Genomic DNA, 20689 nt, shown 5'->3' on the forward strand with positions numbered 1-20689 from the left:
CATTTATAAATGTTATATCGTAATATTACGATATATTGACTTTGTAGATCGAAGGGATTCCCGATGTATAACAATTTCGAACAATTTCATGAGACCTCGGACATTTTGAAAGCGTTAGCTCACCCGGTACGATTGTGCATCGTAAAAGGACTTCACAAGAATGGTTATTGTAACGTTGGATTCATTCAGGAATGCTTACGTCTTCCACAATCTACAGTGTCTCAACATTTGCAAAAACTTCGTAACTTCGGCATTGTCAAAACAGAACGGAACGGACTCGAAGTCAACTACACCATTGCTGACGATAGGGTGAGACAACTAATTCAAGTTTTCTTCGGCGAGGATGAATCAGAGTTTGGAGAGAAAGGATAGTTTTTTATGGAAAACACCCTCAACGACAGGGTGGACTACTAGAGTGTACTGAAACTTTCAGATTTTCAATTTCTTATATTGTCATTTAAATCATTCCCGATCGAGGTATACAGGGCGGGAATTCCCAGGTGAGTTCTGATAGAGAACGCCGACAAAATCAAGCAATTCACACGGGTGTTTACCGTAGCGGCACTGCTGCTCGGCCTGTTGATCAGATTATTGCTGTCGTACCGAAACAGCACTCCGATCAATAGGCTGATTGGTGATGAGACGGAGCATTTTGGCAAAAATGAGGCTATCGTCGGACGAAACGAATATGACTTTTTATACAGCAATATATCCGATTATCATCATGAAAAATAAACGGTTGGAAGCCGAGTTAACTGACAACGGTCGCTCGTAAGGGATGCCTTTCTCAAACGGTGGATTGCAGGAGAGTTCCAGACACGGGAAGAAATCGCTGACGCCGCCATACAAGCTGACGTTGAGTTGAACTTGAGTACGGTTATCGGCATTTTGCAAATCAACGGTTATGCAGCATGGACAGTGCAGAATTTCTTAATGAGCTTTACGCTGCCCGGCTTATTCTGAAGCAGCACACTGTAAGCCTGCTTGCGTATGACAAGATGCCAATCTCCAATAATAGGACATTAAGTTCGCCAACCTACACAGACGAAGGAGTATTACTGAATGGATAAAATACGCAAATCAGCAATGCTGTTGCTAGCTCTAATGACATGTCTGACGTTAGCGGCTTGCTATGGGAACACCGGCACATCGAGCAAAAGCACTGCTGAGGATCATACGAACTCCAACGCCAAACATATGGGGGCTGATGTTTCCCAAACGAAGCCTTCTCCGGATGAGCCTACCTGGAAGCTGGATACAACACCGATTACGTTTAACTGGTATATCAATTTCGATTGGTTTAAAAGCAAGTGGGGAGGCAACGCCGTTTCCGATTATATAACGAAGAAGACGGGCGTCAGCTTGAACTTTATCGTGCCTGCCGGCGACGCCAGCGAGAAGCTCAACACGATGATGGCAGCAAGGTCGCTCCCTGACTTCATCACGCTTGGCTGGTACGAGGATGCCGTGCTTAAGATGATCAAGGGAGATATGGTGCTCCCATTGAATGAGCTAGCGGAACAGTATGATCCTTTTTTCTTTAAAGTTGCGGACCCCGTGAAGCTTAGCTGGTATACTCAGGCTGACGGCAATGTGTATGGCTACCCGAATGCATCTTCATCCCCTGCGGATTATCAAAAATATGGCCAGCTTTTTACGTCTAATCAGACCTTTGTTGTTCGGAAAGACATGTATGAAGCACTTGGGAAGCCGGATATGAGCACGCCGGAAGGGTTCCTCAACGCGCTGAAGGCTGCAAAAGAGAAGTTTCCGGAAGTGGACGGCCAGCCGCTCATTCCGATCGGCCTGCACGAATTTACGGAAACCGGCAACTATTCGCTGGAAGCGTATCTTCAGAACTTCCTAGCCATTCCGCAGCAGAAAAACGGCAAGCTGTACGACCGCCGGAGCGATCCAACCTATCTGAAATGGCTGAAGGTGTTCCGCCAAGCGAATGAGGACGGGCTGATGCCGACAGATGTCTATATTGATGAAAAACGACTGGAAAAGGATGAGAAAATTTTGCAAGGGCGCTATTTTGCCATGCTGTATCAGTGGTCTGATTTTTCAGAGATTAACCAAGTGTTGTATCGGAAGGACCCGAATAAGGTGTATATCGCGATTGATGGTCCGGCGAATGATGTGCATGATGCGCCAACACTTGCAGGAAACGGCGTCTCCGGTTGGACGGTGACGCTCATCTCGAAGAACGTCAAGGATAAGAAGCGGGCAATTGCCTTCCTCAGCTATTTGCTCAGCGAAGAGGGAAACAAGGATCTGTACTTAGGAGAGAAAGGCGTTACCTACGATACGATAGACGGCAAAGATCAGTTCCTGCCGGAGGTCATACATATGCTCAACACTGACCGCAAAGCGTTCGATAGCAAATACGGCGGTTCTTATATGTACTGGATGCTAATGGATACGAACATGAATCTAGCATGGATGAAGGGGATGGATGCCGAGCCTGCCAAACAAATTGCCGATTGGACGAGGGGCAAGACGATCAGCATGACCGAGTTCGACAATCTGGATCCGGACCCGACGACGAAGGAAGGTATTGCGGAAGGTCAAAACGTGCGGCTCTGGGCCGAGACGCTGCCGAAGCTGCTGATGTCCAAGTCGGATGCTGAGTTCGATCAACTGTTCGCCGAATTCATGAACAGCATTACTAAGGATCCCGAGTATGAAGCCATCGTAGCTAGCCGGCAAGCAGCCTATGAACGAAATGTACAGAAGCTGAAGTCGTCGCTCAATCATTAGAGGAAGTAGGAGATGGGATTCGCGGCAATCCGTTGGTTATTGGAGATACGTGCATTTACGTTTAAGCTTTCGCTTCAAGTCAAACTGATTCTGTCATTTGTCTTCGTTATCCTCATACCGGTCGTTCTATTCTCCTGGTATATGCTCAATGAAGAGTCCGCCAAGGCAATGAAAGAATTGACGAAGAACAGCGAGAATGCGCTTGCGGTCGAGAAGACGAACATTGAGAATAACATGGAGCTGATGGGATGGACAGGTCAGCTTGCGTTATCCAATCGGGAAATGAACAAATTTCTGCAAATTGAACAAACTCAGAGTACAGCGCATGTTATTCATATTAAGAATGATGTGGTCAACAGCTTTCAATATTTTCTGTTCAACAATCCACGAATTGCGAATGTCCGGTTATTCACGGACAACCCTTATGTGAATGAGATTTGGCCAGTCATCCTAAAGGAATCACGTATTCAGGACAGGACTTGGCATGATAAGGTGATGAAGCAGAGCGGTTTGCCCTGGTGGGAGATACAGGAAAATGTTTCACTTACCGGTGCGCCATCCGAACCATCGCCGAATGAGCCCTTCATGACGTACTTGCAGGAATTCAAATATGCGGATAACGCAACACATAACGGGATTCTAGAAATATCGATGAAGCTGTCGGATTTCTTCTCTCGAACATTCAGTAGTGTGCAGGACACGAACTCCCAGCTGATCGTAGTAGCAAGGAGCGGGCAGGTATTCAGCTTGAAGGCTTCACCTGTGTTCGAGCAGCACAGTGCAGAGCAATTGATGAACAGCGTAAATCTGACGAATAATACAGATTACGAGACGGTACAGTTCAAGGTTAATGGGCGGTCCTACTTGGCATTTCAGATCTACATTCCATCGATCGACGTACATCTGGTCAATATGGTTAGTCTTGCGGACACGATGGAAAGCATTAACCATTCAAGAGTTCGTTATATTGTACTCATTTCGTTACTAGCTGCATTTCTCGTACTGCTGTCTTACTCGCTGCAGGCGATGATTTTGCGCAGGCTTAAGGTATTAAAAGAATCGATGGAACAGGTAAGAAGCGGTAACTTCGACGTCGAGCTGCCGCCTATTACCGGTACCGATGAGGTAGGAGAGCTGGGCTTTCATTACCGCAAGCTCATTCTAAAGATTAACGAGCTCATTCAAGAGCAGGCAGCTAGGCAGGCGGCAGGCAAAGAAGCCGAGCTTAGGGCGCTGAAGAACCAGATCGATTCCCACTTCCTCTTCAATACGTTGGAGAACGTCAAGATGCTGGCGGAGATCGAAGAGCAATTCCTTATATCGGACATAATGACCGCGCTTGGCGGTATGATGAGGTATTCGATGGAATGGAAGAGGGACCACGTGATGCTCAGCGATGAGATTCAGCAGGTACGCCATTATGTATCCGTCATGAGCATCCGTTATGATGGAAGACTTGATCTCCAACTGGCGATTACACCGGAATGCCTCAAGCAGGAATCGCTCAAAATGTCACTGCAGCCCGTAGTCGAGAATGCAATCAAGCATGGAATGAGCCGCATGCATTCCAGTGACGGAAATCTTGTCATTACGATCTCTGCCGTCAGGCGTGATCAAGCTTGTGTCATAGAGATCACTGACAACGGCTGCGGCATACCGGAAGAGAAGCTGGGCTTATTGAATCGAATGCTCCGGATGGAAGAGTCCGCTTACCAGGATGTCCGGCAATTATTTGTTCGCAAAGATAACCACCACAGCAATGGAATCGGTCTGCGAAATGTGGACCAACGCCTAGTGATGAGCTATGGGACGGAATATGGGATTCAGATCGAGAGTCAGGAAGGAAGCTATACACGCATAATCATGACTTTGCCGTATCGTGTCATGGGAGGGGGATTAGACATCTATGATTAGCTTACTGATCGTCGACGACGAGAAGATCATTCGGAGGGGCTTGCAATCGGTGATTGAAAGGCAGTTTCCTAACTTGTTCAACTACCGATTTGCCGAGAATGGACAAGAGGCGCTGGAGCTGCTTCGGCAGGAGCCTGCGGATATTATGTTCACAGATATCCGAATGCCAATTATGGATGGGATCGAACTGCTCGAGCAGTTACAAGACCATCCGGTTAAACCCGAGGTTGTTTTGCTGTCTGGCTATAATGAGTTCGAATATGCGCAGAAAGCGATTCGTTTGGCCGTGAAGGAATATCTCGTGAAGCCTGTGATACGGGAGGAGCTGTTTGCCGTCCTGGAGCGATTAATGCGGGACATAAGGATGAGAGAAGAGCGGGCAGACAAGGCGGGCGAAGATGCCAGCCTTGCTGCTGCCGAGCTAGTCACCCAGCATTTGACCCAGAAGGATGTAGGGGATGCGATAACACAGAACCAGCTGAAGCAGGCCGGATTTAGCTGGTTGGATGCAGGATATAAACTGGGTTTGCTTACGCGACACGGTGGAGGATCAGAGCCTGGCAGTACGGATGCTGCTTCTTTTAGGAATCAAATCGCTGAGCTGTTACAAGGGCATATAGATTGGATGCTCACGCGTGATGGAGAAGGCGGCACGATTATGATCGCACGCGATCCGGTTATATTCTTCCAGTTGGCGGAACGGTGGAGGTTGAGTGTATATGAGTCTCAGCTGCGAATTGCGATTAGCGAGTCTGTTCAAGGGATAGAGCAGATAAAGTGGGCATACAGCCAAGCGAAGCAAACCTTGAAATACAGCATTGTGCTTCCAGAACTCGATGTGCTGGACTATACCAGCATAAGTGAGCGCTATGAGCGGCATGTCGTTCCTGTTGAGTTGATTGGGCGATTATCGAATCTGATGGGAATGGGACGCGGGAAGGAAATGAAGCAGCTTCTCGATCAAATTCTAGATGTTCGTATCATTAGCTGCTGTGAAATCGGCTACCTGGAACGGATCAGCCAGCTGTTCAATGAAGAGCTGTTTGACAAGGTGTTCCACATCTACGGAAATAGAGTGCTTGACCTATTAAGGCCGTACGCCTACGTTGGCCATATCGGGAATTTCGATCGATTTGAACATTATTATACAGCTGTTGAGCAGCTTCTCGAGAGTCTGGATCGGTTTATCCAAGATCGGAGAGAGCAAGCACCTGCGGATCAAAATACGATGCAAAAAGTTCTCGCCTACTTGCAGACGCATTATGCCGACAATTTGAACATGGCGGTCGTGTCCAACCATTTCTCACTTAATTACTCTTATTTCAGCCAAGCCTTCCAAGAATATAGCGGTGAGAGTTTCTCGAACTATGTTCGCCGGTTAAGGCTGGACAAGGCGAAGGAGCTGCTGGTGCACTCCGATTTGAAGGTGTACGAAATCAGTGATCAGGTTGGATTCGAAAATGTGAAGCATTTTACGAGATTATTCAAGGATACCGAAGGCATCACAGCGCTGGAATACCGACGCCAGCGAAGGCTATTTGAGAATCCAATTAGGGGCTGAAATTGCACTGAACATTTGCAGAACCCTCCCCGCGAAGCAATTTCTTTGTCGAACATTAGTGTGCAACGCGACGAGACTTACCAGCAACGCCTTTTTGTAATCGAGCTCCAAGCTCTGAAATGGGTCAGATCTGTTAAGTTTTCGTAAGATCAAGAAGATAATGAATAAAGGCTTGAACAGAAGGGTTACGGAACTGATGCTTGAGATAAATCAGCTTGATCTCTCGAGTAGGTGTGGGCTCCACAAGACGAATCATCCTCATACCTTGACAAGGAAAGCTATCGATCAAAGAAACAGGTAAAATAGCAGCACCCATTTTATGTAAGACCATGGATAGAAGTATGCTCGTTGAGGTAGACTCGAATTTGTATGGCAGGGTATTGGTGAGCTTATCGCTTAATGTATGAATCTGTCTGAAGATTTGTAAGTCTTTAGCCAATAAAACACCATCAAAATCTTCTAATTCACGAAAAGAAATAACCTTTCTGTCTGCCCATGGGTGATCCGTATAAACGACCAAAGCTTGTTCTTCATGATATAAATGCATCATATGAATATCTTCGTTTGGTTCGGGCTCATCCGTAATACCAATATGAAAGCTCCCTTCCAATAGTTGTTTAGATGTAACCTCTGCCCCCACAAACTTTAAGCTGATATCCGGATACTTTTCATGGAATTTCAAAAAGCCGGGCACTAAATGGATGAAGTTGTTAGGCGCGATGCCTATCAAAAGTTTATTGGTCCGAGCGTGACGCAGCTCCTGCGTTTCTTTTTTTGATTCTTCAATTAATCCCATTACGGAAAGGGCTTTTTCATATAGAATCTCCCCCGCAGGTGTAGCTTTTACTCCTCTGCCAAACCGCTCGAACAATGGGGTGCCGACCTCAGTTTCCAAGTACCGGATCTGCTGACTTAATGTTGGCTGAGAGACCAATAATACTTCCGCAGCTTTCGTAAAGCTGCCTTCTTTGCAAATTTGAATGAAGCACTCTAAGTGCCTGAACACTTTTGTTCACACCTCTCCCCGCTTATAGTTTTCCATGTACTCATCCATCTATTTATCCAGTTTCAGCAACTCTTACAAACTGTTTCATCTCTTGAATGAACTCGTGTGCCGTTGATCTCATCATCGCAGAGTTAAGATACACAAGGGATATATCCCAAGTAGGAACCTGGCCTTCGATCCTTACAATGCGCAAGGAATCATTGTTTATACTTCTGAGTAAAGAGATCGGAAGAAGAGCTGCTCCATGTCCTTGCCGAACCCAATGGATCAATAATGAGGTTGAAGTCGTCTCGATCATCGACTCCAAGGTAAAGCCGCAAGAGAAACCATACATTTCAATTAACGATTTGTATTGTCCTCGAAACACAATTGAATTCATCTGCTTCAAAGCTCGAAAAGGAATGGATACTTTATCTGCCATAGGATGGCTGGTGTGAAGCAAGAGTGCCATTTCTTGCCTGTAAAGATGTGTTGCAACCACCGAATGATCTGATATAGGATTCGAGGTAATACCAATGTCAACCCCATGCTCTTGAAGTTTAAGTTCTACATCCTCCGCCTCGATAATTTTCAACTGCGCATTTGGGAACTTTTGGTGAAATCTAAGGAAAGTAGGAGCTAAATATTCCATTTCGGAAGGGCAACAACCAATTGTAAGTGTTTCTCTCGCTACATGCTTCTGACCGTATATCTTATTTCGGGCTTCCTCAAGAAGATTCATAATGGCATTCCCCTTATTCAAGAGAATTCTTCCTGCTTCCGTCAGCTTCACTCCCCTGCTAACCCGATTGAACAAAAGAGTATCATACTCGTCTTCCAATACTCGAATTTGCTGACTTAACGTAGGCTGGGTAACCCCTAATTGTTCTTTAGCTTTCGTGAAGCTTCCCGATTTGCATATTTGAATAAAATATTCAAGCTGGCGCAATTCCATAGTGTATCTCCTCCCGACCCAAATGATTATTCGTAATAGCTGCAAAGATATTTCAAACAAAAAGGCGGTGCCCATTGAAAGTGATAGTTACCCTTGGAATAATGGGCCGTGATGAATCGCCTGTTGCCCAAATACCTATATTCGCCTGACCGGACGATCCCAGGTCTTTATAAACATTATAAGTGGGAACCTGTCTTGTAATATATCCGCCAGATTTCAGGTGAAGGTTGCTAGATTTTAGGGTTGGTACGTTGGAGACACTATGCGTGTAGCCTGATAATATAAAGAGCTACATTCTCAATTAACGGAGCTGGACCCGCGGTTGAGAAGCCGCGCTGAATCATTTCGTGCTTTAGAAGTTCCCGGATGAGCGGCTAGGATGATGGCAAATTCCCGGCGTGGCTGCTGGGTGATGTCCCGCAACATAAATAACGCCCTTAACCGCTCCTATTGGAGCGACCAAGGGCTACTCAGCCTAATTTCACGTTATTTGGAACTTCGTTAACCTTTAAGAACCGCCGTATGCGGACCCGCATATGGAGGTCAGGGGCTAGCCGCCCCTATCGAATATAGAGTTTATCCTCCATGGCCGCCAAACATCGCTTGCGCATAAACAATGCCCGCACCGTAAGCGCCACTATGCTGCATAGCAACTGCCAACACTGGTTCATAGGTTTCTTGACGAGCCCAGTCGCGTTGGTACTCAAGCAAAACGGATAGCCAGGTAACCGGGATGGCTCCTGCCTGTATCATGCGTTGAATGGACATGTTATGTGCATCTGTTGTTGTCCCGCCGGAAGCATCCGTTACGATGTAGACTTCATAACCTTCTTTAAGGGCTGAAATGACAGGGAAAGCAAGACAAACCTCTGTCCAAAGCGCTGCCATAATGAGCTTCTTACGGCCTGTTTGTTTCACAGCAGCCACGAAGTTCTCGTCTTCCCAAGAGTTCATGGATGTACGGTCAATCGGCGTTATCTCAGGAAATACCTCCTGAATATGCGGATGAATTGGACCTGAGAATGACTCAGCGGCAACCGTTGTAAGAATAATAGGCGCATTGAATACTTTGGCCGCTTTTGCAAGTCCAACCGTGTTGTTAATGATGGTTTGGCGATCAGCGCTTTGGACACCAAACAGCATTTGAGGCTGATGATCAATAAGAATAATTGCCGAGTTTTCCGCCGTAAGTAAATCTGTCTTGCTGTTGAACATATAAAATCCCCGCTTTCCATGGATATGATTACAGCAAATCCAAATAGTTTGAAACCTGCTGCTTGCAATCAGTTTATTGAAATGCAAGTGTCCAAACAATCTTCAGTTTTCTATATAACACATAGGGAAAATCTATACAGGTCAAAATGTACTATATATGAATAAGAAATTTTGTGGCTGTCAAATGAATTCAACGCGGCTCACTTCCGATCACCAAAAATAATATATAATCGATCCCTATGGGTGTTATAGAGAATGTCATATTGATAGAAAGAATAGAGAGCTTATAGACTTATGAAGGTGAATACTTTGCAATAAACCATATTGACCCGCAGAAAGGAGGGAAATTAGATGTGGGGTTCAATATTTCTCGCTTTGGCTACAGGTATTGTCATTGGGGTCGTTTTTCAATCACTTAAGATCCCATCTCCGGCGCCGCCTTTTTTGGGATTGCTTGGTCTCTTTGGTATGTTTTTAGGACAACGGTTGATACCATGGATACAGCTTTGGTTAAGCCGCAAATAACTCAATAAATTTCAAAGGAGAGATTCATTCATGTCTGAGAAAACGACGGTAATTGAAGCGAGCCTAGTCATTCATAATGCTCAAATCGTGACGATGGACGACGCTAATCCGACAGCCACATCCGTAGCAGTAAAGAACGGCCAATTCCTGGCCGTGGGGGACGATGCCGAAATCATGAAATATGTTGGGCATACCACGCAGGTTGTGGATGCAAATAAGCGAATGTTGATTCCGGGTTTGAACGATTCTCATATTCATCTCATTCGAGGCGGGCTCAATTATAATCTCGAGCTTCGTTGGGATGGAGTACCCTCAGTAGCGGATGCCTTGCGGATGTTGAAGAAGCAGGTGGATCGCACGCCAGCACCTCACTGGGTCCGTGTTGTTGGCGGCTGGACAGAGTTTCAGTTCACCGAACGCCGTATGCCAACATTAGAAGAAATCAATCGGATTGCTCCTGAAACTCCCGTATTTATCCTCAATCTTTACCGTCAAGCCTTTTTGAACAAAGCTGCATTGCGAGTAATCGGGTATACGAAAAATACGCCGAACCCGCCAGGCGGAGAAATCCAAAGGGATAGCCAAGGTAATCCTACAGGGATGCTCATCGCTCGACCCAATGCTACGATTTTGTACGCCACCTTAGCTAAAGGACCTAAGCTTTCTTACGAGGATCAAATGAATTCCACTCGGTTGTTTATGAGGGAATTGAATCGATTCGGAGTCACAAGCGTTATTGACGCAGGCGGGGGCTTTCAGAACTATCCCGATGATTACCAGGTGTTTGATGAGCTTGACCGGCGCGGAGAAATTACGGTTCGTACGGCGTATAATTTATTCACCCAGCATCCCAAAAATGAGGTAAGTGATTTTAAAGCATGGACCGCAACAACGCAGCCGTACACGGGCAGCTCCTACTATCGTCATAATGGAGCAGGTGAAATGCTTGTTTATAGCGCAGCAGACTTTGAAGATTTTGTAGAACCTCGTCCGGAACTTCCTGCTGTACTGGAAGATGAGCTCTTCGAAGTTACCCAGCATCTTGTAGGGCAACGTTGGCCATTTCGTCTTCACGCCACTTATGGAGAATCTATAACACGTTTTCTCGATGTATTTGAACGCGTGAACAAAGAGGTTCCGTTCAAAGATTTGCGCTGGATTTTAGATCATGCGGAAACAATCCAGGAGAAGGATTTGGAACGAGTTGTGGCATTAGGAGGTTCGATTGCCGTTCAAAGCCGAATGGCCTTTCAAGGTGAATATTTCGTCGATAGATATGGGGCCAAAGCAGCGGAAAATGCTCCTCCGATTACCAAGATGATTAAGTCTGGATTGCGTGTTGGTGTAGGGACGGATGCAACAAGAGTAGCCAGTTATAATCCCTGGGTTGCCTTATATTGGTTAGTGACGGGCAAGACACTTGGCGGACTAAGCTTGTACCCAGCTTCCAATCGTGTAGAGAGGCATGAAGCGCTTCGCATGTATACATCAGGAAATGCATGGTTTTCCAAAGAAGAAGATGTAAAAGGGCAAATCAAAGCAGGTCATTATGCTGATTTTTCGATACTATCCGATAACTTCTTTCATGTCTCCGAAGAAGCTATTAAAAGAATTGAATCTGTCTTCACTGTAGTAGGAGGCAATATTGTCTACGGTGCCAACGAATTTGAGTCTTTGTCGCCGCCAGCTCCCAAAGCCAGTCCGGACTGGTCTCCGCATAATTTCTTTGGAGGCTATTACAATGGAACCAATTACGGAGGCGGCGGAGCAGGAATTCAGGCACCTCAAAAGGCGCACCATCATCATGGATGCAATCATCATCATGGCAGTGGCTTTTGTGATCTGGATTGCTTCGTTTTCTAAGTGTATTTCACCAAATTAGTCGAATAGGGGCGAGATCAACATGTCTGAAGTTACGATTAAAGTAAACGATAATGGACCATTGCGTATTACGGGTAATGTAGAAATGGTGGATGCGGTGGGGAACCGTTTTGAGACCAAGGAAAGTTTTATTCTTTGCCGGTGCGGGTTATCCAGTCAAAAACCGTTCTGCGACTTGACTCATAAAGGTAAGTTTGAAAGCTCGCCTAGAGCTTAACCAATTTTGAAAGGAGTTTTTTTATGTCAGAGAAACTAACGGAAGTGCTTAACACCCAGATCGCTAACTGGAGTCTGTTGTTCACCAAACTCCATAACTATCACTGGTATGTAAAAGGGCCTCAGTTCTTCACATTGCATTTGAAGTTCGAAGAACTTTATATGGAAGCTGCACTTCATGTGGACAATCTCGCCGAACGGCTGCTTGCATTAGGCGGTAGTCCGGTGGCGACACTTCGTGAAATTATCGAAAAAGCAACAGTAAAAGATGCAGCAGGCAATGAGAATGCAAATGAGATGGTCCGCATGCTTGCGGCTGATTTTGGGACTATTGTGGGTGAGCTTAAAGAGGGCATGAGTATTGCAGACCGTGAAGGCGATGAGACGACTGGGGATCTGCTTTTGGCCATTCATAGCTCCCTGGAAAAGCATGTATGGATGTTGAAATCTTTCTTGGGTTAATTGAGATGTAAGCGTCAAACCGATCCGCTATCCCAAAACCAATTTCGAAAGGAAGTATGAAACATGGCTAAATTAACAGTAGGAACAGAAAACGGACAACCCATTGAATTGTATTTTGAAGATCTCGGCGCAGGTAAACCTGTCATTCTGATCCATGGCTGGCCGCTCAGCGGACGCTCGTGGGAGAGTCAGGTTCCAGCTCTCATTGAAGCGGGCTATCGTGTAATTACATATGACCGGCGCGGGTTCGGACAATCCTCCCAACCGTGGAACGGTTACGACTACGATACGTTTGCGGCGGATCTTCATAAGCTGATCGAACATCTTGACCTTAACGATGTAACACTGGTCGGATTTTCGATGGGCGGCGGAGAGGTAGCCCGGTACGTTGGAAATTATGGAACAAGTCGTGTTAAAAAAGCCGTATTGGCAGCTGCGGTTCCTCCGTTCTTCTACAAGTCCGCCGAGCACCCGGAAGGAGGTCTGGATGAAGCGACCATTCAAGGCTTCCAAGATGGGCTAAAAAAAGACAGGGTTGCTTTCCTTGACAGCTTCACTCATAACTTCTTTAAAGCAGGGGATAGAACCGATCTGGTCAGCGAATCCTTCCGTGTGTACAACCTTGAGATCGCCTCCTTCGCTTCCGCAAAAGGGACGTTGGATTGCGTTGCTGCCTTCGGCCGGACCGACTTCCGAGGTGATTTGGCTAAGTTCGATATCCCGTTACTCGTTATCCATGGTGATTCCGATGCGATCGTTACGCTTGAAGTAAGCGGCCAGCTCTCCCACGAAGCGGTTAAAGGCAGTGAGCTTGTTGTCATCGAAGGCGGACCACATGGCTTAAATGCGACTCACCCTGATCAATTCAATAAAGCTTTGATTAACTTTCTGAATAACTAAGCGCAGTGCGTATTAAAGAGATCTGAAAGAGAGCGGCCTTACAAAGCCGCCTTTCTTACAGATCTTTTCTTTATAATATGCATTTTTTGAGGCAGATAGGAATTACTATTAGGAATTACTATTAGCAAAAAGAGAGCAGCTCCCCAGCTTTGCTGTAAGGAACTGCTCTCTTTTACAGGTCGTATTAAGCCAACTGTGGAACTCTCAAGCCAAGCCCCTCGGCGATCGCTTGGCCCCATTCGGGATCTGCTTTATAGAAGTGAGAGATTTGACGAAGCTTGATTTCATCCTTCTCCACAGGCTTCATAGCATTCACAATGTTGGTAACCAAACGCTCGCGTTCTTCTGCCTGAAGCAATCGGTACAGGTCGCCGGCTTGAGTGTAATGATCATCATGATCATACGGGACACTATCGGCTGAACCGGTTACTTCAAACGCGGCTGACTTATGGGCTGCCGAATCGGCAGCTCCGCCATAACTGTTTGGTTCATAGTATATCGAATTCCCCCCATTGCGATCGGAACGCATTTGGCCATCACGCTGGTTGTTATTTACTTCGACAACAGGTTTATTGATAGGCAATGTGTGATGGTTTGTCCCCACCCGATAGCGATGAGCATCCGCATAGGCGAATAAACGGCCCTGCAGCATTTTATCCGGCGAAGCCTCAATACCGGGTACGAACGCTCCAGGGGAAAAGGCTGCTTGCTCAACTTCGGCAAAATAATTGTCCGGGTTTCGGTTTAGAACCATGCGTCCAACCTCGATAAGAGGGTAATCTTTCTGCGACCACACTTTTGTTACATCGAAAGGATCGAAACGATAGGTCTTGGCATCTTCCAGCGGCATCATTTGTACATATAGCTTCCATGCGGGGAAATCACCTTTGTCTATGGCATGAAATAAATCCTCGATATGATAATCCGGGTTTTCACCGGCCAGCTTGGCGGCCAGCTCGACATCCAGGTTTTTCACACCTTGTTCCGTTTTAAAATGATATTTAACCCAAATGCCTTGTCCGTCCGCATTGACCCACTTAAACGTATGGCTTCCGAAACCATGCATATGACGAAGAGTCGCAGGAATACCGCGGTCGGACATCAAGATAGTGACTTGATGCAAGGATTCGGGGGACAAAGACCAGAAGTCCCAAACAGCATTGGGGTTTTTCAGATGAGTTTGAGGATGGCGTTTCTGGGTATGAATGAAATCAGGAAATTTAATGGCATCCCGAATGAAAAAGACAGGCGTGTTATTGCCCACCAAATCATAATTTCCTTCCTCCGTATAAAACTTTACGGCAAAGCCGCGCGGGTCACGTACGGTATCTGCAGATCCCAGCTCTCCTGCAACTGTGGAAAATCGTATAAAAACCGGTGTACGTTTGCCAACCTTAGTCAAGAAGCCGGCTTTTGTATAGGCGGAAACATCGTTGGTTACTTCAAAATATCCGTGTGCTCCGGCTCCTTTGGCATGAACAACGCGTTCGGGGATGCGTTCCCGGTTGAAATGGGCAAGCTTCTCCAGAAGGTGGACGTCTTGAATGAGGGTTGGACCGTGTGGGCCGGCTGTCATGGAGTTCTGGTTATCTCCAACGGGTGCACCCCAATTTGTAGTTAAATGGCCATTTTTGCTTTCCATGTGCAAACCTCCAAAGTAATGAATAATACAACGATGAGCCAAGGGGAACCGCTATTAACCGGTTACGTTGGTCTCGTTTTGGGATGATGCTGGGTAACTGCGTGGTTCTTCTAAACGAATAAAAAAAGGGACAAGCAAGCTCAAGCCTAACAATCCGGCCAATACTTCAAAAGAGAGTAAATAGCCTCCGTGATTGATCAGATAAATCGAGAGAATCGGCCCAAATGATGCACCAATGAACACCATAAACATGTGGAACGAAACGGCGATTGCCCGGAATTCCCCGGCAATGTGACCAATTAGCGAGATCAATGCGGGAAGAGCCATAGCAATTCCCGTAATAAACACAACGCTCATGGCTACTAGAAAAATGATGTTGGGCATGGAGCCTAACAATCCCAAGCCGATTCCAGCTAAGATCAGTCCACACCATAAAACGTTTTTGACTCCAATTTTCGCAACCAATCTTCCATCAAACGGTGCTACCAGCATGCCGATAATACCAACCGCACGGACCCAAAGAATATCTTGATGACTTAACCCGAAGATCGGACTGCTTAAATAACTTCCAAGGGTCGTAAAAAAGCCGACAAGCGAAATAAAGAGCGTAGCAGAAATGATGTAGCAAAGAGGCAGGCCTTTTCGTTTAAAAATATCGCCTATTCGTAAAAAGGGAGAAAAGAAGCTGCCCTCCGGTTGCTGTGTTTTGTCTTTTGGAATAAAAAAGGTTATCAAGATAGTGGATATTAAATACACCGCAAAAAGAAGATAGAAAACATAAGACCAGCTCAAGCTCAAAACAATAAAGCTGCTATATAATTGTCCAGCTATAGTAGCCATTAAAAACGCCGTACTGATGAACCCGATAATGGTTACTCTTCTTTTAACCGGAAACATTTCCATTGCGTAGGCCAAAACAGACGGAGGGAACATGGACGCTGCTAAGCCTTGGATAGCTCGAAGGGCAACAAGCCAAGATAAACTGCTGACACTCCCGATTAGGGGAGTTATTATAGTGAGCAACAGCAACCCTGATAACATCAGTTTTTTTCGTCCATAACGGTCCGATAATACTCCAAAGAACAACCCCCCGCCTGCAAAGGCAAACGAAAAAGCACTGCCGGCCCAGGCGGCTTGAGAAGACGACACCTTGAATGCGTCTGCAAAAATCGTTATTAATGGAATCGTTAAATACACACAAGATACTACTACTAATGTACACCAGAAAAGAATGCCGGTAATGAAAGAGAAATTTGACGAGTTAGACTGCGGTTCGTTAACCATAATACTCTCCCCTTATTATTCAGATTGTCTCCCCGAGTATTACATGGAAACATCATGCTGACTTCTACTATGAATGTCCCTTGCTTTCACGTTAATAAAAACATTAATAGCAAAAACCAAGATGCCGATTCCAGCTACAGCTTCACCAATGCGTTTTAGCGTCGTAACCCAATTCGGCGCATAGCCATGGGCCATTAAGGTGAGGGTAATAAGCATGATGGGCAGGCCAATACCTTGCAACCAGAAATGCCACTTAGCTAAAGGAGATTCTGCTGCTTTGGGAAAGCGAAGATACGTAAATCCGCAAAGAGCTAATGTTGCCCACCCGAAAAGATTTGCATGAGCGTGAACGCTCGTTAATGCAAAGTTAAGCGATGTTCCCATGTAAATACCGATGCAAATGCCAAGCAAAATATAAACGACTGCCATTTTCAAAAAACGTACTCCCATCGAATTTCCCCCTTGTTAATAGTAGCTAGAATAATTCAACCTCATCTTATAAGCTGTGATAAGCATCTATCAATATGAATCTGTCTATATATCGTATAGTAATTGCTTATATGAGTTTCACTCTTGAAGATATAGTTAATGGCTATACGTAATATAGAAATAATGGAATTGTTGATGAACAATCATTTCAATATGATAGGACATAAGCAGGTTAAAGATCATACAAGGAGTGTTTGCAAAATGGCAAAGCAAACGGAAGGGATCCATCATATAACGGCTTTTGTAAAGAATGCACAAAAAAACGTGGACTTTTATGCAGGGGTATTAGGTCTGAGACTTGTAAAAAAAACGATCAACTTCGACGCTCCGGAGGTTTACCATTTATATTTCGGTAATGAGGCAGGTAGTCCAGGTACGATCATCACATTTTTTCCATATGAATTTGGCCGTAAAGGGCGGATTGGCGGAGGACAGGTCGGTATAACAACCTATGTCGTGCCTATAGGTTCACTCGATTTTTGGAAAGAGCGCCTAGAAAGCTTTCATGTTCCTTATTCGATGAATACGAGGTTTGGTGAGAATTACTTAACGTTTTCAGATCAGGATGACTTGCAGCTAGAGATTGTAGAGCGCGAGGAAGGGGAGTGGAGTCAGTGGTCGTTCGGCGGCGTTCCAGTAGATAAAGCTATCAAAGGTTTCGGCGGTGCCGTCCTGTATACTACTGCTCCCAACAAAACGATGAAAGTACTAGAGCAGGTCTTGGGTCTTCAAAGGGTGGAACAAGAGGGAGACTTTATGCGTTATAAATCGACGGGGACTCTTGGTAATATTATTGATGTAAACGTTGCGGCGATGGAGTGGGGCATAAGTGGAGCCGGTACAGTTCATCATATTGCATGGCGCGCAAAGGATGATGAAGATCATGCTTCGTGGAGGACTCATGTAGAGCAGCATGGCCTTCAACCCACATCCATTATCGACCGGCAATATTTCCATGCCATTTACTTTCGTGAAGAAGGCGGCATCCTGTTTGAAATCGCCACGGATCCGCCAGGATTTGCAGTTGATGAGCAATCAGATGCATTAGGTGAAAAACTGATGCTTCCGGAATGGTTTGAGGTTAACCGTGCCGAAATCGAAAAAGGTTTATCATCTCTTCAAGTACGTGTGTTGGAGCCGGATGGAACCAAAAGCGGTTAAGATTTTCGTTATGATGTTGCAAGCTCGTTCCTTGTTGGAACGGGCTTTTCTTATACTAGCACCAGTAATTGAGCGGTATTTTCATGGAAGTGCAGATTCGAATATGCAACAATGGAGTCCAATACGTGTTACGTATTACTACTATGAGCAACGGGGTAAGCAAAAAAATAGGTTCAACAATGTCATCTGATGATGTATGCTGTAAACAAAATGTTTTCTGGAGGCGAAGCCGGTGAAAACAGTGACATTCAGAAGATGGCTGGATAATTTATATCTTTTTAGCCATAAAGAGACGTACACAGCATCCGTTGAACATTTTCATGCTCATGACGGTTTAGAAATATTGTACATACACGAAGGCGACGGAAAGTATATAATCAATGACCGAATACACCAGGTTCGTCCGCATACGCTAATCGTAATCAAGCCTTTTCAGATGCATTATATTCACATGAATGTGCCGCCGGATTATACCCGTACGGTGTTTAAAGTGAAAGCTTCGCTTATTGAGCAGTATGCTTCGATATTTCCCGTGCTTTCTTCATTCTTGTCGCAAATTGTAGAAAATAAAATGAGCCGGCAGTTATTTTATTTGAACGACGAGCAGGCTGCGCATCTAGAGTATGGATTCAAGGATTTGCATGAGAGTTTATCTAGCGGTCTGGAGATAATGAATCGGGAATCCGTTATCCTGTTTTTCTATCATTTTTTTTCGTACTTTCAAAGAATGATATACACGGAGGAAGTATTGACTAGTGATCCGATTTCGCTAGGCTCGACTCAAGCTCAGCATATTAACAACATATTGAAATGGATTAACCATCATTACAAAAGCCCGTTTAAAATTGAAGATATAGCTCAAGAATTGCACTTCTCGCCAAATTATTTGTCCGCGCTATTTAAAGAGCAGCTTGGCAAGACGATCACCGAGTATACCATGGATAAACGTTTGGAAGAAGCCAAATCGATGCTTTATAAACAAGACGTTTCGATCAGACAGATCAGTGCGGAGACAGGGTTTCGTTCGCCTTCGTACTTTATTAGTATGTTCAAAAAAAAATATGGCGTGACCCCTCATCAATACGCTGCAAGCATAAAAAAGCTTATTAGTCAGTTAACGAATGAATGAATGTTTAGGATAGCACAAACTGTAAGCGCTAACACTCTTGCAATAGAATTTTGATACTTTTCAATAGGATTATCGTACGGGGCTTAGTATATGATCGGATTGAGCACCACATAGATAATCAAGGGGAGGGTTTCAAATGAAAAGAAGTCATTTATTATTAGCGGTTCCACTTGTCACTCTTATCTTTTTCTCTGCCTGCAGCCAGGGTGGAACTACGGCAACAAGTGATTCCGGGAAAAATGAAGCTGAAGCAGTAGTCAAAAGTAATGCCCCGATTAAACTTTTATTTTACACCGCTCAAAATTCGAACTATGCCCAAGAAGAAAATTTTCAAAGAGAAATAGGAAAATATATTACGGAAAAATTCCCGAATATCACAGTGGAGCACATTCATAAGGCTAAAGGGGCCGACTATCCGGAATTGATTGTGGCAGGAACGGTTCCCGATATCGTTCTTGAGAGCAGTACGAACGTGAACTCGCGAATTATGGCCAATGGTTTGCATTACGATATAGGCGAGCTTATTAAAAAGCACAACTTCGATTTGAACCGGATCGATCCTGTGCTGCTCCAAGTGATACGAAATTGGGGAGACGGGAAGCTGTACGGACTTCCTTTTATGGGAAGCAATCTTATTTTGTTTTACAACAAAGATATTTTTGATAAATTCGGCGTAGCTTATCCGAAGGACGGTATTACGTGGGATGAAATATACGATATTGCCCAAAAAATATCCCGTACAGACAATGGCGCCAACTATGTAGGGCTTCGCTATAACAGCCCGCTCGTATTTAAGTATAATCAACGGTCGTTAGGCTTCATGGACGCCAAAACCGATAAGGCGGCAGTCAATACGGAAGCATGGCAGCAGCTGTTTGCGAATTTCAAAAGAATATACGACATTCCGGCGAACGCTCCTTCTATAGCCGGTTCTTTTGGAGGCGGCACATCAGCTATGAATATGGATGTTACTGAAAAATTAATTACGATGTATCAATCCAATCCTAACTTAAACTGGGATGTTGTTGCTGCTCCGGCTTTCAAAGACGCTCCAAAGGTCGGATTTCAACCGAATTTTTATTCGATGTATATTACGGAACAATCGAAAAATAAAGATGCGGCGTTCGAGGTTATCGCTCACTTGCTGTCGGATGAGGTGCAAACGAAATTATCCAAGCAAGCTTTAGTTACTCCACTTGTTAACAAAAACATTCAATCCGTGTTCGGACAAGACATCGAGTGGCTGAAGGGGAGAAATACACAGGCGGTTTTCTATAATAAGTATGCGCCTCCGGCACCGATTCGGGAAAAAGGAACGACTTTTGTCGATGTATCCGGCATACCGGGGAACACCTTTGATGCGATGCTGAAAAATGGCACGGATATCAACTCGGCGCTGAGACAGGCCGAGGAGTCGATTGAAAAGTCGATTGCAGATGTGAAAGCACAAGAAGCAGCGAAGAAATAAGATTCGCAGTTCGCCATGTTGGACGGGAGTCAAGAGTCAAGGGATCTTCTCGCGCGAGACTTCCCCGTTCAACTAGAATGAGGCCGGGATACCGGTAACGAGTTGATATGCCAGCCTAAATGAAAAAGAGAGGTGAAGC

The 20689-nt window shown here is 45.2% G+C and carries 18 protein-coding genes; 12 read left to right on the forward strand and 6 right to left on the reverse strand.

What is annotated here, in order from left to right; all coding sequences use genetic code 11:
- Window positions 1–63 precede the first annotated feature (63 nt).
- The 4 genes from DVH26_RS10880 (at window position 64) to DVH26_RS10895 (ending at window position 6238) form a co-directional block, all read left to right on the forward strand.
- Window positions 64–372, forward strand: a complete 309-nt coding sequence (locus tag DVH26_RS10880) for an ArsR/SmtB family transcription factor (protein ID WP_239633704.1) — start codon at window positions 64–66, stop codon at window positions 370–372.
- Window positions 373–1062: 690 nt separating this feature from the next.
- The gene (locus tag DVH26_RS10885; RefSeq protein ID WP_239633705.1) at window positions 1063–2763 is read left to right on the forward strand and encodes an extracellular solute-binding protein; all 1701 of its coding nucleotides are present in this window, start codon (window positions 1063–1065) and stop codon (window positions 2761–2763) included.
- Window positions 2764–2775: 12 nt separating this feature from the next.
- A complete protein-coding gene (locus DVH26_RS10890) occupies window positions 2776–4677 on the forward strand; it encodes a sensor histidine kinase (protein ID WP_239633706.1) in 1902 nt (633 codons plus the stop codon).
- Complete coding sequence (locus DVH26_RS10895; RefSeq protein WP_239633707.1) at window positions 4670–6238, forward strand: response regulator; 1569 nt, start codon at window positions 4670–4672, stop codon at window positions 6236–6238. Before DVH26_RS10890 ends, DVH26_RS10895 begins: the two co-directional genes overlap by 8 nt.
- A gap of 133 nt (window positions 6239–6371) precedes the next feature.
- On the opposite strand, the gene DVH26_RS10900 is transcribed toward DVH26_RS10895, so the two are convergent.
- The 3 genes from DVH26_RS10900 to DVH26_RS10910 all read right to left on the reverse strand — a co-directional run bounded on the left by DVH26_RS10900 (window position 6372) and on the right by DVH26_RS10910 (window position 9393).
- The gene (locus tag DVH26_RS10900; protein WP_239633708.1) at window positions 6372–7244 is read right to left on the reverse strand and encodes a LysR family transcriptional regulator; all 873 of its coding nucleotides are present in this window, start codon (window positions 7242–7244) and stop codon (window positions 6372–6374) included.
- A gap of 52 nt (window positions 7245–7296) precedes the next feature.
- Window positions 7297–8178: a LysR family transcriptional regulator gene (locus tag DVH26_RS10905; protein ID WP_239633709.1), complete on the reverse strand. Its 882-nt coding sequence runs from the start codon at window positions 8176–8178 to the stop codon at window positions 7297–7299.
- 576 nt (window positions 8179–8754) lie between these two features.
- Window positions 8755–9393, reverse strand: a complete 639-nt coding sequence (locus DVH26_RS10910) for a hydrolase (RefSeq protein ID WP_239633710.1) — start codon at window positions 9391–9393, stop codon at window positions 8755–8757.
- A 351-nt stretch (window positions 9394–9744) separates the two neighbouring features.
- On the opposite strand from DVH26_RS10910, the gene DVH26_RS10915 reads away from it, so the two are divergent.
- The 5 genes from DVH26_RS10915 to DVH26_RS10935 all read left to right on the forward strand — a co-directional run bounded on the left by DVH26_RS10915 (window position 9745) and on the right by DVH26_RS10935 (window position 13377).
- The gene (locus tag DVH26_RS10915) at window positions 9745–9918 is read left to right on the forward strand and encodes a XapX domain-containing protein (RefSeq protein WP_239633711.1); all 174 of its coding nucleotides are present in this window, start codon (window positions 9745–9747) and stop codon (window positions 9916–9918) included.
- A gap of 30 nt (window positions 9919–9948) precedes the next feature.
- Window positions 9949–11781 carry an amidohydrolase gene (locus tag DVH26_RS10920; protein ID WP_239633712.1) on the forward strand — a complete coding sequence of 611 codons (1833 nt, stop codon included), beginning with the start codon at window positions 9949–9951 and terminating at the stop codon, window positions 11779–11781.
- A gap of 40 nt (window positions 11782–11821) precedes the next feature.
- The gene (locus tag DVH26_RS10925) at window positions 11822–12016 is read left to right on the forward strand and encodes a CDGSH iron-sulfur domain-containing protein (RefSeq protein WP_239633713.1); all 195 of its coding nucleotides are present in this window, start codon (window positions 11822–11824) and stop codon (window positions 12014–12016) included.
- Between the two features lie 23 nt (window positions 12017–12039).
- Window positions 12040–12477 (forward strand): Dps family protein, encoded by a 438-nt coding sequence (locus DVH26_RS10930; RefSeq protein ID WP_239633714.1) that lies wholly within the window; start codon window positions 12040–12042, stop codon window positions 12475–12477.
- 63 nt (window positions 12478–12540) lie between these two features.
- A complete protein-coding gene (locus DVH26_RS10935; protein ID WP_239633715.1) occupies window positions 12541–13377 on the forward strand; it encodes an alpha/beta fold hydrolase in 837 nt (278 codons plus the stop codon).
- A 184-nt stretch (window positions 13378–13561) separates the two neighbouring features.
- Here the strand turns inward: DVH26_RS10935 and katA are convergent, their stop codons facing one another.
- From katA to DVH26_RS10950, 3 genes are read right to left on the reverse strand one after another with little or no spacing between them, the layout of a single operon-like run.
- A complete protein-coding gene (katA, locus tag DVH26_RS10940) occupies window positions 13562–15019 on the reverse strand; it encodes a catalase KatA (RefSeq protein WP_239633716.1) in 1458 nt (485 codons plus the stop codon).
- 54 nt (window positions 15020–15073) lie between these two features.
- A complete protein-coding gene (locus tag DVH26_RS10945; protein WP_239633717.1) occupies window positions 15074–16303 on the reverse strand; it encodes an MFS transporter in 1230 nt (409 codons plus the stop codon).
- Window positions 16304–16342: 39 nt separating this feature from the next.
- Window positions 16343–16753, reverse strand: a complete 411-nt coding sequence (locus DVH26_RS10950) for a heme-copper oxidase family protein (protein ID WP_239633718.1) — start codon at window positions 16751–16753, stop codon at window positions 16343–16345.
- Between the two features lie 240 nt (window positions 16754–16993).
- Here DVH26_RS10950 and DVH26_RS10955 point away from each other — a divergent pair, with 240 nt between their 5' ends.
- The 3 genes from DVH26_RS10955 (at window position 16994) to DVH26_RS10965 (ending at window position 20550) form a co-directional block, all read left to right on the forward strand.
- Window positions 16994–17953 carry a ring-cleaving dioxygenase gene (locus DVH26_RS10955; protein ID WP_239633719.1) on the forward strand — a complete coding sequence of 320 codons (960 nt, stop codon included), beginning with the start codon at window positions 16994–16996 and terminating at the stop codon, window positions 17951–17953.
- Between the two features lie 232 nt (window positions 17954–18185).
- Window positions 18186–19082: a helix-turn-helix domain-containing protein gene (locus tag DVH26_RS10960; RefSeq protein WP_239633720.1), complete on the forward strand. Its 897-nt coding sequence runs from the start codon at window positions 18186–18188 to the stop codon at window positions 19080–19082.
- Between the two features lie 136 nt (window positions 19083–19218).
- Entirely contained in the window at window positions 19219–20550 is a 1332-nt protein-coding gene (locus tag DVH26_RS10965; RefSeq protein ID WP_239633721.1) for an ABC transporter substrate-binding protein, read from the forward strand.
- Window positions 20551–20689: the final 139 nt, after the last annotated feature.

The organism is Paenibacillus sp. H1-7 (genome assembly GCF_022354825.1).
GTDB lineage: Bacteria > Bacillota > Bacilli > Paenibacillales > NBRC-103111 > Paenibacillus_S.

Coding starts and splice junctions, on each gene's coding strand:
- DVH26_RS10915 (WP_239633711.1), top strand. CDS start 9,745: ATGTGGGGTTCAATATTTCTCGCTTTGGCTACAGGTATTGTCATTGGG.
- DVH26_RS10910 (WP_239633710.1), bottom strand. CDS start 9,393: ATGTTCAACAGCAAGACAGATTTACTTACGGCGGAAAACTCGGCAATT.
- DVH26_RS10925 (WP_239633713.1), top strand. CDS start 11,822: ATGTCTGAAGTTACGATTAAAGTAAACGATAATGGACCATTGCGTATT.
- DVH26_RS10890 (WP_239633706.1), top strand. CDS start 2,776: ATGGGATTCGCGGCAATCCGTTGGTTATTGGAGATACGTGCATTTACG.
- DVH26_RS10905 (WP_239633709.1), bottom strand. CDS start 8,178: ATGGAATTGCGCCAGCTTGAATATTTTATTCAAATATGCAAATCGGGA.
- DVH26_RS10955 (WP_239633719.1), top strand. CDS start 16,994: ATGGCAAAGCAAACGGAAGGGATCCATCATATAACGGCTTTTGTAAAG.
- DVH26_RS10945 (WP_239633717.1), bottom strand. CDS start 16,303: ATGGTTAACGAACCGCAGTCTAACTCGTCAAATTTCTCTTTCATTACC.
- DVH26_RS10895 (WP_239633707.1), top strand. CDS start 4,670: ATGATTAGCTTACTGATCGTCGACGACGAGAAGATCATTCGGAGGGGC.
- katA (WP_239633716.1), bottom strand. CDS start 15,019: ATGGAAAGCAAAAATGGCCATTTAACTACAAATTGGGGTGCACCCGTT.
- DVH26_RS10930 (WP_239633714.1), top strand. CDS start 12,040: ATGTCAGAGAAACTAACGGAAGTGCTTAACACCCAGATCGCTAACTGG.
- DVH26_RS10935 (WP_239633715.1), top strand. CDS start 12,541: ATGGCTAAATTAACAGTAGGAACAGAAAACGGACAACCCATTGAATTG.
- DVH26_RS10885 (WP_239633705.1), top strand. CDS start 1,063: ATGGATAAAATACGCAAATCAGCAATGCTGTTGCTAGCTCTAATGACA.
- DVH26_RS10920 (WP_239633712.1), top strand. CDS start 9,949: ATGTCTGAGAAAACGACGGTAATTGAAGCGAGCCTAGTCATTCATAAT.
- DVH26_RS10950 (WP_239633718.1), bottom strand. CDS start 16,753: ATGGGAGTACGTTTTTTGAAAATGGCAGTCGTTTATATTTTGCTTGGC.
- DVH26_RS10880 (WP_239633704.1), top strand. CDS start 64: ATGTATAACAATTTCGAACAATTTCATGAGACCTCGGACATTTTGAAA.
- DVH26_RS10965 (WP_239633721.1), top strand. CDS start 19,219: ATGAAAAGAAGTCATTTATTATTAGCGGTTCCACTTGTCACTCTTATC.